The organism is Aureimonas sp. AU22 (genome assembly GCF_001463745.1).
Classification (GTDB): Bacteria; Pseudomonadota; Alphaproteobacteria; order Rhizobiales; family Rhizobiaceae; genus Aureimonas.
On record NZ_BBWJ01000004.1, the window covers coordinates 258,030 to 272,953 of the forward strand.

Annotated in this window: 22 protein-coding genes, 1 tRNA gene and 1 riboswitch; of the genes, 13 read left to right on the forward strand and 10 right to left on the reverse strand. The window is 67.2% G+C overall.

What is annotated here, in order from left to right; all coding sequences use genetic code 11:
• Positions 1–26: 26 nt before the first annotated feature.
• The 9 genes from AUL34_RS01740 to AUL34_RS01775 all read left to right on the forward strand — a co-directional run bounded on the left by AUL34_RS01740 (position 27) and on the right by AUL34_RS01775 (position 3,259).
• On the forward strand, positions 27–668 hold the full coding sequence (locus tag AUL34_RS01740; RefSeq protein ID WP_061930188.1) for a helix-turn-helix domain-containing protein: 642 nt from the start codon (positions 27–29) through the stop codon (positions 666–668).
• 83 nt (positions 669–751) lie between these two features.
• The gene (locus AUL34_RS01745; protein WP_061930190.1) at positions 752–1,084 is read left to right on the forward strand and encodes a hypothetical protein; all 333 of its coding nucleotides are present in this window, start codon (positions 752–754) and stop codon (positions 1,082–1,084) included.
• 138 nt (positions 1,085–1,222) lie between these two features.
• Positions 1,223–1,531, forward strand: coding sequence for a hypothetical protein (locus tag AUL34_RS22110; RefSeq protein ID WP_156420733.1), 309 nt, complete (start codon positions 1,223–1,225; stop codon positions 1,529–1,531).
• The gene (locus tag AUL34_RS01755; protein WP_061930198.1) at positions 1,531–1,809 is read left to right on the forward strand and encodes a hypothetical protein; all 279 of its coding nucleotides are present in this window, start codon (positions 1,531–1,533) and stop codon (positions 1,807–1,809) included. Before AUL34_RS22110 ends, AUL34_RS01755 begins: the two co-directional genes overlap by 1 nt.
• A gap of 35 nt (positions 1,810–1,844) precedes the next feature.
• Positions 1,845–2,207, forward strand: coding sequence for a hypothetical protein (locus tag AUL34_RS01760; RefSeq protein WP_192845672.1), 363 nt, complete (start codon positions 1,845–1,847; stop codon positions 2,205–2,207).
• Entirely contained in the window at positions 2,207–2,572 is a 366-nt protein-coding gene (locus AUL34_RS01765; protein ID WP_061930206.1) for a hypothetical protein, read from the forward strand. The genes AUL34_RS01760 and AUL34_RS01765 overlap by 1 nt, the downstream gene beginning before the upstream one ends.
• A complete protein-coding gene (locus AUL34_RS01770; protein ID WP_061930209.1) occupies positions 2,572–2,835 on the forward strand; it encodes a hypothetical protein in 264 nt (87 codons plus the stop codon). Before AUL34_RS01765 ends, AUL34_RS01770 begins: the two co-directional genes overlap by 1 nt.
• Complete coding sequence (locus AUL34_RS22115; RefSeq protein ID WP_156420734.1) at positions 2,832–3,065, forward strand: hypothetical protein; 234 nt, start codon at positions 2,832–2,834, stop codon at positions 3,063–3,065. Before AUL34_RS01770 ends, AUL34_RS22115 begins: the two co-directional genes overlap by 4 nt.
• Complete coding sequence (locus AUL34_RS01775) at positions 3,062–3,259, forward strand: AlpA family transcriptional regulator (RefSeq protein WP_061930212.1); 198 nt, start codon at positions 3,062–3,064, stop codon at positions 3,257–3,259. The genes AUL34_RS22115 and AUL34_RS01775 overlap by 4 nt, the downstream gene beginning before the upstream one ends.
• Positions 3,260–3,350: 91 nt before the next feature.
• On the opposite strand, the gene AUL34_RS01780 is transcribed toward AUL34_RS01775, so the two are convergent.
• Positions 3,351–3,425 (reverse strand) — tRNA-Gly (locus tag AUL34_RS01780).
• Between the two features lie 58 nt (positions 3,426–3,483).
• Positions 3,484–4,566, reverse strand: coding sequence for a 2'-deoxycytidine 5'-triphosphate deaminase (locus AUL34_RS01785; RefSeq protein WP_061930215.1), 1,083 nt, complete (start codon positions 4,564–4,566; stop codon positions 3,484–3,486).
• 91 nt (positions 4,567–4,657) lie between these two features.
• A riboswitch (SAM riboswitch) is annotated at positions 4,658–4,733 on the forward strand.
• Between the two features lie 54 nt (positions 4,734–4,787).
• Here AUL34_RS01785 and AUL34_RS01790 point away from each other — a divergent pair.
• A complete protein-coding gene (locus AUL34_RS01790) occupies positions 4,788–5,984 on the forward strand; it encodes an O-succinylhomoserine sulfhydrylase (protein ID WP_061930218.1) in 1,197 nt (398 codons plus the stop codon).
• Positions 5,985–6,093: 109 nt separating this feature from the next.
• Positions 6,094–6,486 carry a Co2+/Mg2+ efflux protein ApaG gene (gene apaG / locus AUL34_RS01795; RefSeq protein ID WP_061930221.1) on the forward strand — a complete coding sequence of 131 codons (393 nt, stop codon included), beginning with the start codon at positions 6,094–6,096 and terminating at the stop codon, positions 6,484–6,486.
• A 39-nt stretch (positions 6,487–6,525) separates the two neighbouring features.
• Here the strand turns inward: apaG and deoA are convergent, their stop codons facing one another.
• From deoA to AUL34_RS01830, 7 genes are read right to left on the reverse strand one after another with little or no spacing between them, the layout of a single operon-like run.
• Positions 6,526–7,833 (reverse strand): thymidine phosphorylase, encoded by a 1,308-nt coding sequence (deoA, locus tag AUL34_RS01800; protein WP_061930629.1) that lies wholly within the window; start codon positions 7,831–7,833, stop codon positions 6,526–6,528.
• A complete protein-coding gene (locus AUL34_RS01805) occupies positions 7,833–8,633 on the reverse strand; it encodes a purine-nucleoside phosphorylase (RefSeq protein ID WP_061930224.1) in 801 nt (266 codons plus the stop codon). The genes deoA and AUL34_RS01805 overlap by 1 nt, the downstream gene beginning before the upstream one ends.
• Positions 8,633–9,025, reverse strand: coding sequence for a cytidine deaminase (locus tag AUL34_RS01810; protein WP_061930228.1), 393 nt, complete (start codon positions 9,023–9,025; stop codon positions 8,633–8,635). Before AUL34_RS01810 ends, AUL34_RS01805 begins: the two co-directional genes overlap by 1 nt.
• Before the next feature lie 32 nt (positions 9,026–9,057).
• Positions 9,058–10,026: an ABC transporter permease gene (locus tag AUL34_RS01815; RefSeq protein WP_061930231.1), complete on the reverse strand. Its 969-nt coding sequence runs from the start codon at positions 10,024–10,026 to the stop codon at positions 9,058–9,060.
• Positions 10,026–11,165 (reverse strand): ABC transporter permease, encoded by a 1,140-nt coding sequence (locus AUL34_RS01820; RefSeq protein WP_061930233.1) that lies wholly within the window; start codon positions 11,163–11,165, stop codon positions 10,026–10,028. The genes AUL34_RS01815 and AUL34_RS01820 overlap by 1 nt, the downstream gene beginning before the upstream one ends.
• On the reverse strand, positions 11,162–11,611 hold the full coding sequence (locus AUL34_RS01825) for a VOC family protein (protein WP_061930236.1): 450 nt from the start codon (positions 11,609–11,611) through the stop codon (positions 11,162–11,164). The genes AUL34_RS01820 and AUL34_RS01825 overlap by 4 nt, the downstream gene beginning before the upstream one ends.
• The gene (locus AUL34_RS01830; protein ID WP_061930240.1) at positions 11,608–13,137 is read right to left on the reverse strand and encodes an ABC transporter ATP-binding protein; all 1,530 of its coding nucleotides are present in this window, start codon (positions 13,135–13,137) and stop codon (positions 11,608–11,610) included. The genes AUL34_RS01825 and AUL34_RS01830 overlap by 4 nt, the downstream gene beginning before the upstream one ends.
• A gap of 157 nt (positions 13,138–13,294) precedes the next feature.
• Between AUL34_RS01830 and AUL34_RS01835 the strand changes: the two genes are divergently transcribed.
• Both AUL34_RS01835 and AUL34_RS01840 read left to right on the forward strand, forming a co-directional pair.
• Positions 13,295–13,729 (forward strand): thioesterase family protein, encoded by a 435-nt coding sequence (locus AUL34_RS01835; RefSeq protein ID WP_061930243.1) that lies wholly within the window; start codon positions 13,295–13,297, stop codon positions 13,727–13,729.
• Positions 13,726–13,932 (forward strand): SlyX family protein, encoded by a 207-nt coding sequence (locus AUL34_RS01840; RefSeq protein WP_061930246.1) that lies wholly within the window; start codon positions 13,726–13,728, stop codon positions 13,930–13,932. The genes AUL34_RS01835 and AUL34_RS01840 overlap by 4 nt, the downstream gene beginning before the upstream one ends.
• On the opposite strand, the gene AUL34_RS01845 is transcribed toward AUL34_RS01840, so the two are convergent.
• Complete coding sequence (locus tag AUL34_RS01845; RefSeq protein WP_061930631.1) at positions 13,933–14,901, reverse strand: nucleoside hydrolase; 969 nt, start codon at positions 14,899–14,901, stop codon at positions 13,933–13,935.
• Positions 14,902–14,924 lie beyond the last annotated feature (23 nt).

Here is a 14,924-nt window from a genome sequence, read left to right on the forward strand (position 1 = left end):
GAGCAACGGTAAGCGAGAACGGCTAAATGGCGAGAGAGCACAGCAATCGGATAGCGGAGCTTCGGAAGGCCAAGGGCCTGACGCAGACCCAACTCGCGGATAAGCTGGGTATCCATACGATCACCCTGTCGAAGCTGGAGCGTGGCAAGATCCAGCTCCACGTCGGCTACATGGGCGCTATCGCCGACGCGCTAGGCGTTGATGCTCTTGATCTGCTGTCAACCCGCCCAAACACACGGGTCATCACTATTGTTGGCGCGCTCCAGGCCAACGGCCGGTTTGATGACTTCCGGGACGAGAACAACGATTTCGACGAATTTGACATCGATATTCACGACCGTCCATTTGGCGATGACATTGGCGAGTGGGTGATCGTTGAGGGCGACGGCTGCTGGCCATTCTTCCACGACCAAGACAAGCTGTATTTCGTTCCAGTCGTGCAGGAGGATGCGTGGGCGTACAGGGGACGGCTAGTCGTAGTCTGGACGTCCTCCGACGAAGCTCGCGCCGGCTTCCTAGTGGACATTTCGACGGAGAAAGGTGCGGATATTCAGCCCGTCAACGGGCGAATGATCCACGGTCTCAACGTTCACGACCTTTGGGTTCTGGGCGAAGTCAGGTTCGCCTTCCCTGCCGAACAGCTAAGCGACGTGGAGCCTAAGGTCTGACGACTTAGCCAAATTAGCTTAACCATGTTGACACAGACTTAGCCGTTGTGGCTATATGACATCCGTCACCCGATGGAGGCCATATGCCCGCTTCTACCGAACACCCCCAGCCCGTCAGCCTCGCGCCCGCATCGTCGCTCGCGCAGCTCACCGGCCTGCTCGACATCGCTAGGCGCTCGATCGAACTCGACGACGCCACCCGTCAGCGCAAGGCGCACGACGAGGAACTGAAGTCGGCCTACGTTTACCACAAGGCCGTGAACCGTCTGGAAAAGGTCGAACGCGACAGCCCCGAGTGGGCCGCCATGATGACCGCCACGACCGTCGAATATCAGGATGCCCAGAAGGCGAAGCGCGTTGAGTACAACGCCCGCCGCCGGCTCCAGAACGCCATCCGCTCGTATCGAAACGCCTGACGTCGGCCACCAGCCGGCGAGCGCGGAATAGCGCCAAATCTCTCCCCGCCTCGGCGCAGGAAAGAAAGTGGCTCGGCAGGGACGGCAATCCCTCCGAGCCGCGGCCCAACCCCAACCACCCCTTCACAGGAGACCGAGATGAACGGTCGCAGACATACCACCGCTACCCCCGCGTCCGCAATTCCCGATCAAGCGGAGAAACGAACGGCCTTCGGCGAAATCTTCGATATGGAGCCAGTCGCACACGATGCCCGGATCTATGGAATGGTCCTTGGCTTCCTCGTTGAAGAGCTGATCGTTTCGAACGGGCCAGACGGCTCGACGGTACTTCAGCACGAGCATGCGGAGATGTTGACGTTCATCGCCTACCGCTCGCAGAGGGCCGGAAGCACGGTGTTCGAAGCATGGGAGCGCGCTTTCGACGCTTCCCGGCGGGAGACCGCATAATGAACCGCGCTCCCTTCCCCCCATTCGTCGACGCCAAAGGCGCATTTAGCAACCTCGAGCCGACGATCTCCCGCATCCATCGCCTAGCGAAGCTGCAACGCTTCCTTGCGGAGACCTACCTTGAAGGCGGGACTTCGGAGTTCAAGGAGGAAGTCGCCGATGGCATGACGACGCTTGCTGCCGACATCTTCGAAGCTGCTCACATGCTGGATGATCTCTGGCTGCAGTTCTGGAACAGCGGCATCTGCGATCGTTCCAGTGGGGAGATCGCCCAATGAACCGGCGAGCCCTCCTTTCCAGCACGGGCGCCGGGATGGCGCTCGGCTTCTGTGCCGCCGTCGTAGCTGCAGCGCCGGGCTGCGCACCAGTCGAGGCCCCTGCCGCCGAACGGACTGATCCCGCGCTCGATCTGCTGACGACCTATCGGGCGCAAATGGAGGCGTTCAACAACACTCCCACGGGCATCAGTGACGAGGATCTGAACGCCCTGCGTGATCAGACGTGGGGCCCCTTCTTCGAAGAGATCAACGCCGAGCCGCATAAGATGCCCGCCTGCACAAGCTTGGCGGGCGTAGCGATGGTGCTACGCGTCGTGCTCGCAGAACAGAACCTTTATGATTTCGACGAAGCCCTCGTGCGCTCTGCCCTCGCCTTTTTCGATGCGAGGCCGGCGTGATGGCGAACTTCCTTGACGCCAATCCCGACGAGGCAGGGCGTATTCGCAGTTCGGCCGAATACCTGGGTTTCGTGCCGATCGTGAAAGGTGGCGAGGTCGTTGCGTATGTCGCGCCAGATCGAGCGCCCGAACCGACCGCCGACCTCACTGCGGAGGATTACGTCGTCGGGTTGGAAACACTCGGTTGCCGTTTCTCAATCTGGCAGAGTGATGGGAAGCGGGGCCTCTACGAAGCGACGCCCATCCTCGACAACACTCCGTCGGCCTTTCTGACCCGCGCTCAGGCGATCCGCTCCGCATTCGGAACAGTGCGGCTGCGGGAAGCTGCCGAGTTCATTCTTGCGCGCGATGGGGAGGCCTCGTGATGGGCGCCCTCACCCTCCCGCGCGCCGCTCTGACCGGTTCGGAGAAGTTCGCGGACGACGGCTTCTACGCCTTCCGCGATCCAGTGACCGGCACCTTCCGCATCATGTGGGCCGCCGCGCTCGGCGACGTCATTGCTTTATCCGATGACGAGCTTGCGCCGGTCGATCTCGTCGTGACAGCCGAGCAGTTCGACGAAGCCTGCTGGGGCATCTTCCATCGCGTCAGCCCCGACGGCTTCCCGATCGAGCGGAAGCGGCCATGAGCAAGTCATTTGCCATTTCGCCTGGAGCGCCGATCCCTAAACGCTGGATGTCGCCCGGCGGCCCGATCCGAGTGATGTGCGAGCCGGTCGAGGGTTACGTGCTGGCCCGACGTCCTCAGGCAATCCCGTTCGTGCTGTCGGTCAGCGAGTTGCTCGGATCGGCGCGCCACCCTCACCCGCACGGCCCGTTCGAGCCGGTCGAGACTGGCACCAAGGGGAGAGAGCGATGATGCCTGATCCGATCAAGGCTCCCGAAATGCTTCTCTCCACCGACGAAGTGATGACCCGCCTCAGCGTCGGGCGGACCACGCTATGGGAGATGGAAAAAAGGAACGAGCTGCCGGCTGCGATCCGCCTCAGCAAGCGGTGCAAGCGCTGGCGGGCTTCCGAAATCGAAGCGTTCATAGCGTCGAAGGGGGCGTGATTGTTCGCCCCTGTTCGCGCCCGTTGGGACCATATCGGGACCACGGGTGCGGACCAAAGGTCCGACTATCGCTCTAAGTGCTTGAAATTGTTGGAGCGGGCGATGGGGATCGAACCCACGACATCCAGCTTGGGAAGCTGGCGTTCTACCGCTGAACTACGCCCGCGCTCAGGTTGGACACTGCCCGCAAGGCAGGGCGGCCGTCAAGCGGCGCTCGCGGGGTTTCAGGCGAAATGCTTGGAGAGTTTCAGGCCCTGCGCCTGGTAGTTGGATCTGAGGTCCGTGCCGTAGAGCCGGTCGGGCAGACCCGCCATGCGTTCGTAGACGAGACGGCCGACGATCTGTCCGTCCTCCAGAATGAACGGCACGTCGTGGCTGCGCACCTCCAGAACGGCGCGGCTGCCCGAACCGCCGGCCGCCGAATGGCCGAAGCCCGGATCGAAGAAGCCGGCGTAGTGGACGCGGAACTCGCCGACCAGGGGATCGAACGGCGTCATTTCGGCGGCATAGGCCGGCGGCACATGCACCGCCTCCTTGGAGACCAGGATGTAGAACTCGTCCGGATCGAGAACGAGCTCGCCGACGGTCCCCCGCCGGATCGGCTCCCAGAAGTCGAGCACGGCCAGCGCCCCGCGCCGGTCGACGTCCACGACGCCCGTGTGCCGCTTGCCGCGATAGCCGACGAGGCCGGTGTCGTCGCCCGCAAGGTCGATCGAAAGGGCGATGCCGCCGCCAGAGATGTTGGCGTCGGCCGCGCTGGTCAGGCGCTCGGTGCCGTGAAGGGCCGCGAGGTCCCCTTCCCCGAGCTGCGCGTCGCCGGTGCGAAAACGGATCTGCGTCAGGCGCGAGCCGGGGCGGACCACGATCGGAAAGGTGCGCGGGCTGATCTCGAGATAGAGTGGCCCCCGGTAGCCGGCCGGGATCTTGTCGAACTCCTGCGTCCCGTCGGCGAGGACGCGGGTGAAGATGTCGAGCCGGCCGGTGGAGCTTTTCGGGTTGGTCGCCGCGCGCATGTCGGCGGGCAGATCGAGCCCCTCCTGCAGCGGCACGACGTAGACGCAGCCGGTCTCCAGCACCGCGCCGCCGGCAAGGTCGATCTCATGCATGGACAGGCGCCCAAGCTTGGCCTCCACCGGATTGCCTCGCCCCGGCAGGAAACTCGCGCGCACGCGGTAGGCTTTCGCTCCGAGCCGCAGGTCGAGACTCGCCGGCTGGATCTGGTCGGCGTCGAAGGGGCGCTCGCAGCGGATGCGTCCGTCATTACGCAAACGCGCGATTTCGCGATCGGGAAGGATGCCGCCGGTCATGAACTCAACTCCTCAACCTCCAACGCGTTAGCAGGCCGTGCGGGCCTTGGGAACGGGCGATTGATTTCGGCTGCGGACAGGATTAAGGCTCGACACCGTTCGTGGTGATTTGCCGGCCGGCTTGCAGCCACGTAAAACAAGTCGCTAAAGGCCGTTTCGCGTCACTTCGAGCGGCTTTCCTGCGTCTGTTGCCCTGTTCCAAGCGGCCGCGGAGACGTCCCATGCTGAAGAAGAACGATGCGCCTCGCCCCCTTCGCCCGGCGACCGCCATGGTCCACGGCGGGACGATGCGCTCCGACTTCGGCGAGACGTCGGAGGCGCTTTTCCTGACGCAGGGCTTCGTCTATCCTAGCGCCGAGGCCGCCGAGGCGCGCTTCAAGGGCGAGGAGCCGGGCTTCGTCTATTCGCGCTACGCCAACCCGACGACGCGCATGTTCGAGGAGCGGATGATGGCGCTGGAAGGCGCCGAGGACGCGCGCGCCACCGCGTCGGGCATGGCGGCGGTCTCGGCCGCACTGCAGTGCTCGGTGAAGGCCGGCGACCACGTGGTCGCCGCGCGGGCGCTGTTCGGTTCCTGTCGCTACATCATCGAGACCGTGCTCGGGCGCGCGGGCGTCGCCTGCACGCTGGTCGATGGGCGCGACCTCGAGCAGTGGAAGGCGGCGGTGCGACCGGAGACCAAGCTCTTCTTCCTGGAAAGCCCGACCAACCCGACGCTGGAAGTCATCGACATCGCGGCCGTCGCCGACATCGCCCACGAGGCCGGCGCGCGGCTCATCGTCGACAACGTGTTCGCCACGCCCATGCAGCAGAAGCCGCTGGAGCTCGGGGCGGACGTCGTCGTGTATTCGGCGACGAAGCATATCGACGGCCAGGGCCGATGCCTCGGCGGCGTGATCCTCTCGGACGCACAGTGGATCGCCGAAGAGCTGCAGGATTTCTTCCGCCACACCGGCCCCTCGCTCTCGCCGTTCAACGCCTGGTGCCTGCTCAAAGGCCTGGAGACGCTACCGCTGCGCGTCGCCCAGCAGACGGCCAACGCGGCGGCACTCGCCGACGCGCTCGCAGCCTCGCCGAAGGTCTCGCGCGTCATCTATCCCGGTCGCGCCGACCACCCGGACGCGGAGGTCATCGCGCGCCAGATGAAGGGCGGCTCGACGTTGCTGGCGCTCGATCTCAAGGGTGGGAAGGAAGCGGCCTTCCGGTTCGCCAACGCGCTCGAGATCATCATGATCTCCAACAACCTCGGCGACGCGAAGAGCCTGATCACCCATCCGGCCACCACGACGCACAAGAGCCTGACGGAAGAGGCGCGGGTCGAGCTCGGCATCGGCCCGGGGCTGCTGCGGCTGTCGGCCGGCATCGAGGACGCGGCCGATCTCGTGGAGGACATCGAGCGGGCCCTCGCCGCCATCTGACCGCGTCGCCGCGGCCTTCAGGGGCGTTGATCTCGGATTTGCCGCAATCATTTGGCGAGTGCGGCCCATCCTTTTCCCGCGCCAGTCCGCGCCGAACGCGAAACCGAAGATGTATCAGGCGACGACGCGCCATATCACGGTGAGGGTCACACCCTCCTACCTCAGCGACCAGTCCGATCCGTCGGGCGGTCACTGGGTCTTCGCCTATCAGGTGGAGATCGAGAACGGCTCGCGCGAGACGGTGCAGCTGCGCGCCCGCCGCTGGCTGATCACGGATGCGCGGGGCCGCGTCGAGGTGGTGGAAGGGCCGGGCGTCGTCGGCGAGGAGCCGATCCTGGAGCCCGGCGACAGCTTCACCTACACGTCCGGCTGTCCGCTCACGACCTCGTCCGGCATCATGCGCGGGCACTACCGCATGCAGTCGATCGACGGCACCCTCTTCGAGGTGGAGATCCCCGCCTTCTCGCTCGACGCGCCGGCCGATCGCCGCGTCCTGAATTGAAGCACGGCGACGAGGCGATCGGGCGAACGCCCCCGCGGCTCAGCCGAAGCGCTGGAGAACCGTCTGCGTCGCCGCCCCCGTCTCGGACAGGGTGACGGCGCGCAGCAGCGCGCTCCCGGCACGGTTCGCGTCGGCTTCGCTCCGCGCGTGGACGAGGCAGATCGGGTCCCCTTCGGCCACGACGGTGCCGATCGGCGCGATGCGCTCCAGACCGACGGCGGGATCGATCGGATCGCCCGGGCGGATACGACCGCCGCCGAGTTCCACGACGGCGAGACCCAAGGCACGGGTGTCGATGGCGGCGACGACGCCCGCCCGCGCCGCACGCACCGGCCGGACCACCGGGGCTGCCGCCAGATGCTGCTCGGGACGCTCCAGAAGATCCGACGGTCCACCGAGCGCTGCCACCATCCGTGCGAACCGCTCGGCCGCCTCCCCGCTGTCGAGGGCCTGCCGCGCCGCGCCCTCGGCTTCGCTCAGGCCGCCGGCCAGACCGCCTCCCCTCAACGCCTCGGCAGCCAGCGCAAGCGTCACGGCTTCCAGTCGCGGATCGCGGTGCTCGCCGCGAAGGAAACGGACGGCGTTGCGAACCTCCAGCGCGTTGCCGGCATCGCGGGCGAGCGGCTCGTCCATGCCGGTGAGAAGGGCGCTGCAGGCGATGCCTGCGCCCTTGGCGACGTCCACCAGGGTGCGGGCCAGCGACGCGGCGGCGTCAAGGCTCGGCATGAAGGCGCCCGAGCCGGTCTTCACGTCGAGCACCAGCGTTCTGACGCCCGAGGCGAGCTTCTTGGACAGGATCGAGGCGGTGATGAGGGGAATGGATTCCACCGTCGCCGTCGTGTCGCGCACGGCGTAGATGCGTCCGTCGGCCGGGGCGAGGCGGGCGCTGGGGCCGACGATGGCGCAGCCGGCCTCGCGCACCGTGCGGCGGAGGACGTCGGGCCCAGGCGTCACGCCATAGCCCGGAATGGCCTCCAGCTTGTCGAGCGTGCCGCCGGTATGGCCGAGGCCACGGCCGGAGATCATGGGCACGTACGCGCCGCAAGCCGCCAGGATCGGGGCGAGCATCAGGGACACGTTGTCGCCGACGCCGCCCGTCGAGTGCTTGTCGACGGCGGGACCGGGCAGGTCGGACCAGTCCAGCACCTCGCCGCTATCGCGCATGGCGAGCGTCAGGGCGACGGTCTCGTCCGCCCGCATGCCGCGCAGGAAGACGGCCATGGCAAAGGCGGCGATCTGCCCTTCGCTCACCGTCCCCTCTGTGACGCCCGCCACGAACTCGACGATCTCCGCGGCGGAGAGGGTGCCGCCGTCGCGCTTCCGGCGGATGATCTCCTGCGGCAGGATCACGCGGCGATGTCCGGCAGGGCTTCGCGCAGGATACGGGCGAGACGCGCCCCGCCGGTGGGGGCGACCTCCTTGGTTTCCGTGTGGCTCAATTCGTTGCCGGTGATGCCGGCCCCCATGTTGGTGATCACCGAGGCCGCGACGACCCGAAGTTGGAGGAAGCGGGCGAGGATGGTCTCCGGAACGGTGGACATGCCGACCGCATCGGCCCCGAGGACCCGCGCCATGCGGATCTCGGCCGGCGTCTCGAAGGAGGGACCGGAGAACCACATGTAGACGCCCCGGTGGAGCCCCTCCTCCACCTTCACCGCCGCGCGCAGCATGGCGGTTCTGAGGGCCGCGTCGTAGGCGGTCGTCATCCCGACGAAGCGTGCGTCGGTCGCCTCCCCGATCAGCGGGTTGCGCCCGGAGAAGGCGATGTGGTCCTCGATCAGCATGACCTCGCCCGGTCCGATCGCCGGGTTCACCGAACCGGCGGCGTTGGTGAGGACGAGGATCTCGATCCCGATGGCCTTCAAAGCTTCCAGCGCCGGGCGCATGGCGGCCGGATCGCCCGCTTCGTAGTAGTGGATGCGCCCCGACAGGATCACGATCTCGACCCCGCCCAGCCGCCCGATCACGACCTCGCCGGCATGACCGCTGACGGCGGACACAGGCATGCCGGGCAAGGCGGCATAGGGGATGTGACGCGCGTCCTCCACCGCCTCGACCAGCGCGCCGAGCCCGGACCCCAGCACCAGCGCGACCCGCGGCACGCGGGCGCCGAGATGGGAACGCAGCGCGTCGGCCAACGCGCTCATCAGACGGCGTCCTTTGGAAACGCCTTGGGCAGGAGTTCGTCCATCAGCACGGTCTCGATCACGCCCTCCGTCGCATCGCACAGGAAGACGCGCGTTTCGGGACGGGCGAATTCTGCGATGCGCTGCCGGCAACCGCCGCAGGGGGAGCACGCGCGCAGGCGCTCGGCCACGACGGCGATCTCCGCGATCTTGCCGCCGCCGTCCATGACCATGTGGGCGATCGCCGTCGTCTCGGCGCACCAGCCCTCCGGAAAGCTCACGACCTCGATGTTGCAGCCCGCGTAGATGCGGCCGTCCTCGGTGCGCAGCGCGGCTCCCACGGGGAAGTTCGAATAGGGCGCGTGGCACTTCCGCATCGCCGCGCGGGCCTTGAGGAAGAGGTCTTCGGACATGGCGGACTCGAGCGTTGGAGGAGGGCGCGCGATCAGCGCTCCTTGACGTAAGGCACGCCGCCGGCTTTGGGCGGGCGCGACTTGCCGACGAAGCCGGCGAGCAGGATCACGGTGAGGATATAGGGCAGCGCCTGGACGAACTGCGGCGGAATCTGTCCGATGCCGGGCAGCGGCGTCGTCTGGAGACGGATCGAGGCGGCGTCGAGGAAGCCGAACAGGAGGCAGGCGAGAAGCGTCGGCACCGGCTTCCAATTGGCGAAGATAAGCGCGGCCAGCGCGATATAGCCGCGCCCCGCCGTCATCTCGCGCGTGAAACCCGCGGACTGCGCCATCGCGAGATAGGTGCCGGCCAGCCCCGTCAGCACGCCGCAGATGACGACGGCCCGGTATCGCAGCCAGGCGACGGAGATGCCGGCCGTATCCACGGCGCCGGGATTTTCGCCGACAGCGCGCAGGCGCAGGCCGAAGCGCGTGCGGTAGAGCACCCACCAGGTGAAGGGCACGGCGAGGAAGGCGAGCCAGACCAGCGCGTTCTGGCCCGACAGGAGTCCCGAATACAGGAAGCCGAGGACCGGTACGTCGCGCACCGCTTCGGCACCCGGCAGCTCGATCCCCAGGAAGCGCTGGTCCGGCCCGAGCGGCGGCGTGACGCCGCCCTGCATGAACCAGGCGCTGCCGAGGATGATGGTGAGGCCCGACGCGATGAAGTTGAGCGCGACGCCGGAGACGATCTGGTTGCCGCGATAGGTGATCGAAGCAAGACCGTGCACAAGCGCGAAGAGGACGGCGACGCCGACGCCCGTGAGAAGCCCGAGAACGGCGGAGCCCGACACGGCCGCCGCCGAGGCGGAGGCGAAGGCACCGGCCAGCATCTTGCCCTCGAGGCCGATGTCGAAGACGCCGGACCGTTCGGAGTAGAGGCCCGCGAGCGCCGCGAAGATCAGCGGCGTCGACAGACGAATGGTGGAGTCCAGGAGATTGAGAAGACCGGCGAAATCCATCAGCGCGCCTCCCCGCCGACCGGTTTCGGCCCCGTCTCTCGCAGGCGCAGAAAGCCGTACATGACGCCGACACCGGGGCGCAGCATGTTTTCCAGCGCGCCCGCGAAGAGGATCACGAGGCCCTGGATGATCACGATCATGTCGCGCGAGATGGTGGGCATGTCGAAGGCGAGTTCGGCGCCGCCCTGGTAGAGTGTGCCGAAGAGGAGCGCAGCCGGAATGATACCGGCGGGATGCCCCCGGCCCATCAGCGCCACGGCGATGCCGACGAAGCCGGCGCCCGCCGGGAAGTTGAGCTGGAGGCGATACTGGTCGCCCATCACCGAGTTGAGCGCCATCATGCCGGCGAGGCCGCCCGAGATCAGCATGATGGTGACGACGAGGGGCGTCTCCTTCATGCCGGCATAGCGCGCGGCCGACGGCGAGAAACCGAGCGTGCGGATCTCGTAGCCGAGGCGCGTGCGCCAGATCAGCACCCAGACCGCGAAGGCGGCGGCGAGCGCGACGAAGAAGGTGACGTTGAGCGGAGCGCCGCCGAGGTCGAACCCCATCGCGTCGAACAGGCTCCCGAGCTTCGGCAACTGGCCACCCGAATCGAACTGGCGCGTCTCGGGCTGCATGGTGCCGATCGGGCGCAACGGGCCGACCAGGAGATAGACCATCAGCGCCGAGGCGATGAAGTTGAACATGATGGTGGTGATGACGACATGGCTGCCGCGCTTCGCCTGGAGATAGCCCGGCAGGAACGCCCAGGCGGCGCCGACCGCGAAGGCCGCGACGACCGCGAGCGGCAGATTGAGCCACCATGGCAGCACCGAGCCGAGGTTCAGCGCCACGAACGCGACCCCGAGCCCCCCGACATAGGCCTGCCCCTCGCCGCCGATGTTGAACAGGCCGCCGTGGAAGGCGACCGCGACGGCCAGGCCCGTCAGGATGAAGTTGGTCGTGTAGAACAGCGTGAAGCCGACGCCTTCGCCGTAGCCGAAGGCGCCGCGCAGCATGAGCCGGGCCGCCTCCACCGGGCTTTCGCCGACGGCCAGCACCACGAGCCCCGCGACCAGAAAGGCGACGACGACGTTGAGAAGCGGGATCACGCCGTGGTCGATCCAGGCGGGCAGCTTGGCATAGGGTCGGCTCATGCCGGCTCCTCGGAAGGCGGGGTCAGGTCGATGCGCCCATCGGCGTCGAGCGGGAAGAACGGGTTGTGTGCGAGCTCCCAAAGGTGCCCGTCAGGATCTGCGAAATAGCCGGAATAGCCGCCCCAGAAGACCGTCTCTGGCCGTTTCACGGGATCGGCGCCAGCCTCGACCGCGCGGGCGAAGAGCCGGTCGGTCTCCGCCACGGACGGCAGATTGATGGCGAGCGCGATGCCCCGGAAGCGCGGCAGCGGCTCGGCCGAAAGTCCGGCGTCTTCGGCGAGATCGTCGACGCCGAAGAGCGAGAGCACGATCCCCTCCCCTTGCACAAAGACGACTTTGTCGTTGCCGGCATTCGTCCGTGTCCAGCCGAGCGCCTCGTAGAAGCCGGCGGAGCGCGCGAGGTCGGAGACGCCGAGCGTGACGAGCGTAACGCGGGCGTCCCTCATTCGGCAGCCTCGCGCCGCGTCTCGCCGGCCATCAGGAGGCCGATCTCGCCCTCGTCCGCCTCGGGTCCGACTTCGCCGACGATGCGCCCGGCGAACATCACGAGAATGCGGTCGGCAAGCGACCGGATCTCGTCGAGCTCGACGGAGACGAGAAGCACGGCCTTGCCCGCGTCGCGCATCTCGACCACGCGGCGATGGATGAATTCGATCGCCCCGACATCGACGCCGCGCGTCGGCTGGCCGATGAGGAGCACGGCCGGATCGCGCTCCATCTCGCGCGCCAGCACGATCTTCTGCTGGTTGCCGCCGGAAAAGTTGGCGGTCTTCAGTTCGGCCAACGGGGGGCGGATGTCGTAGGCCGCGATCTTGGCCTCGGCGTCCCTGCGCATCGCCTTGACGTCGAGCAAGGGGCCGGAGCCGAAGGCGGGATCGCGATGGTATCCGAGAACGGCGTTCTCGTATTCCTGGAACGGCAGGACGAGGCCGACATGGTGCCGGTCTTCGGGCACATGGGCGAGCCCCCTCGCCCTCATCTCGGCCGGGTCGAGCGCGCTTGTAGGATCGAGCGCCTCGCCCTTCAGGCGCATCGCGCCCCGCTCGGCGCGCCGGATGCCCGACAGGGCCTCCAGAAGCTCCGACTGCCCGTTGCCGGCGACCCCCGCGATGCCGACGATCTCTCCGGCGCGTACGGTGAACGACACGTCCTCCACCATCGCGACGCCGCGCCCATCGCGCACGGACAGGCCGTCGACTTCGAGAAGCGGCGCGCCGGGCGCGGCGGGCTTCTTGTCGACGCGCAGGAGCACGCGCCGACCGACCATGAGTTCGGCAAGTTCCCCGGCATTGGTCTCGCGCGTCGGCCGGGTCGCGACGATCTCGCCACGTCGCATCACCGAGACATTGTCGGTGACGTCCAGGATCTCGCGCAGCTTGTGGGTGATCAGGACGATCGTCTTGCCCTCGGCGCGAAGCTGCCGGAGGACCGCGAAGAGCTGGTCGGCCTCGGCGGGTGTCAGCACGCCCGTCGGCTCGTCGAGGATGAGGATCTCGGCGCCGCGATAGAGCGCCTTCAGGATCTCCACGCGCTGCTGGAGACCCACGGGCAACGTCTCGACCACGGCATCGGGATCGATCGCCAGCCCGTGTTCCTTCTCCAGGCGCAGGAGTTCGGCCCGCACGCGGCGGATGCCGGGCGACAGGAGACCCGACTGCTCGGCCCCGAGCATGATGTTCTCCAGCACCGTGAAGGGCTCGACCAGCATGAAGTGCTGGTGGACCATGCCGATCCCGGCCGCGATGGCCGCATTGGAATCGGGGATCGCGACCGGCTTGCCGTCGACGCGGATCTCGCCTTCGTCGGCCTGGTAGAAGCCGTAGAGGATCGACATCAGTGTCGACTTGCCGGCGCCGTTCTCGCCGACGATACCGTGGATGGTGCCCTTTTCCACACGCAGGTTGATGTCGCGATTGGCGCGCACCACGCCGAAACTCTTGGAGATGCCGATCAGCTCGATCGCAGACGCCATGCCGATCCCGTCGCCATTCCTACGTTTTCGCCAGACTATCGACGTGCGTGCCCGAGCGCCAGACGGGCACACGGGGTGAAGTGGGCCGGGACCGGCCTTGATCCACAGCCGGCGCTCGGCCATGTGGGCCGTTGAACCGCCTTTCTCGGGAAAGCCCATGTCGCAGACACCACGCCCCCAACGCCAGAGCCGCGCCGACTACCGCGCCTTCGTCGAGGTGACGACGCGCTGGTCCGACAACGACATGTACGGCCACATGAACAACGCGGCCTACTACGCCTTCTTCGATACGGCGGTGACGAACTGGCTGTTCGGGACGGGCCTGTCAGCTGATGAATCGATGTTCTTCGTGGCCGAGACGGGCTGCCGCTACCTCTCGGAGGTCGGCTATCCCGACCGGGTCAGCGTGGGCCTCAGGATCGGCCACCTCGGCGCGTCCTCGATCCGCTACGAGATCGGCATCTTCCGCAACGACGAGGATCTGGCGGCGGCCGAGGGCCTGTTCGTGCATGTCCATGTCGACAAGGCGAGCCGCCGGCCGGCACCCGTGCCCGAGGTTTTGCGCGATGCCTTGAAGGCGCTGCAGCCATGAGCGACGAGACCCGCATCACCGAACTCGAGATCGATCTCGCCCATCAGAACCGGACGGTGGAGGAATTGTCCGCCGAGATGGCGGCGCAGGGGCAGCGCATCGAGCGGCTGGAGAAGACGCTGAAGGCACTCGTCCAGCGTCTTCTGGCCCTCGAGGAAAGCGCGGCGCCCAGCGCGGAGGCGACCCGGCCGCCGCACTATTGATCAAGGTAGCCGTGCCACCCGCTCCGTCAGAAGCGCATAGAAGGCGTCCGCATTTCCAGATCGGACGAAGAACGCGTTCTTCGGCCGGTCGGTGACGCCCCAGTAGTCCACCACTGTCATGCCGCGCGTGAGCTGGCTGCCGGTTTCGACCTCGATGTTCACCTGCCGCCCCTCGAAAAGCTCGGGCTTGACGAGGAAAGCGGTCACGCACGGGTCGTGGAGGGGCGCGCCGTCCCAGCCGAACTTCTGGAGATCGTAGACCTCGGAAAAGGACAGCATCGCCGCGACGGCCGCGCCCGATTTGTTGCCGATGGCCCGGAACGCCTCGATGCGCGGCGCTGTCGAGTGCATCCCGTGCGTCGCGTCGAGCGGCAGGACCGTGATGTCGGCGCCGCTGGCGAAGACCGATGCTGCGGCCTCCGGATCGACATAGACGTTGAATTCGGCGGTCGGCGTCACGTTGCCGACCTCGAAATAGGCGCCGCCCATGAGGACGATGCCTTCGAGCCGCTCGGCGATGTCCGGCGCCTTCAGGAGCGCCAGCGCAACATTGGTGAGCGGGCCTAGCGCGGCGATGGTCACGGTCTTCGGCTCGTGCGCGCGCACCGTGTCGATGATGAAGTCGACGCCATGGCCTGGCGCCAGGGGATTGGCGGGCGGCGGCAGGTCGGGCCCGTCGAGCCCCGTCTCGCCATGCACGTGCTCGGCGGTGACGAGCGGTCGAAGGAACGGCCGCTCGGCCCCGGCATGGACCGGAATGTCGGCCCGCCCCGCGAGTTCGGCGATGCGCCGCGCATTGGCGGAGGCGAGGTGCAGCGGCACGTTGCCGGCCACCGCTACGATGCCGAGAACCTCGAGTTCGGGCGAACCGAGCGCCGCGAGGATCGCGATCGCGTCGTCCTGCCCCGGGTCGGTATCGAAGATGATCTTGCGCAACGTCGGCCTCCTGATGCGTCCGGTCCCGCGCATAGCATTGCGCAGCCCGGAACGCG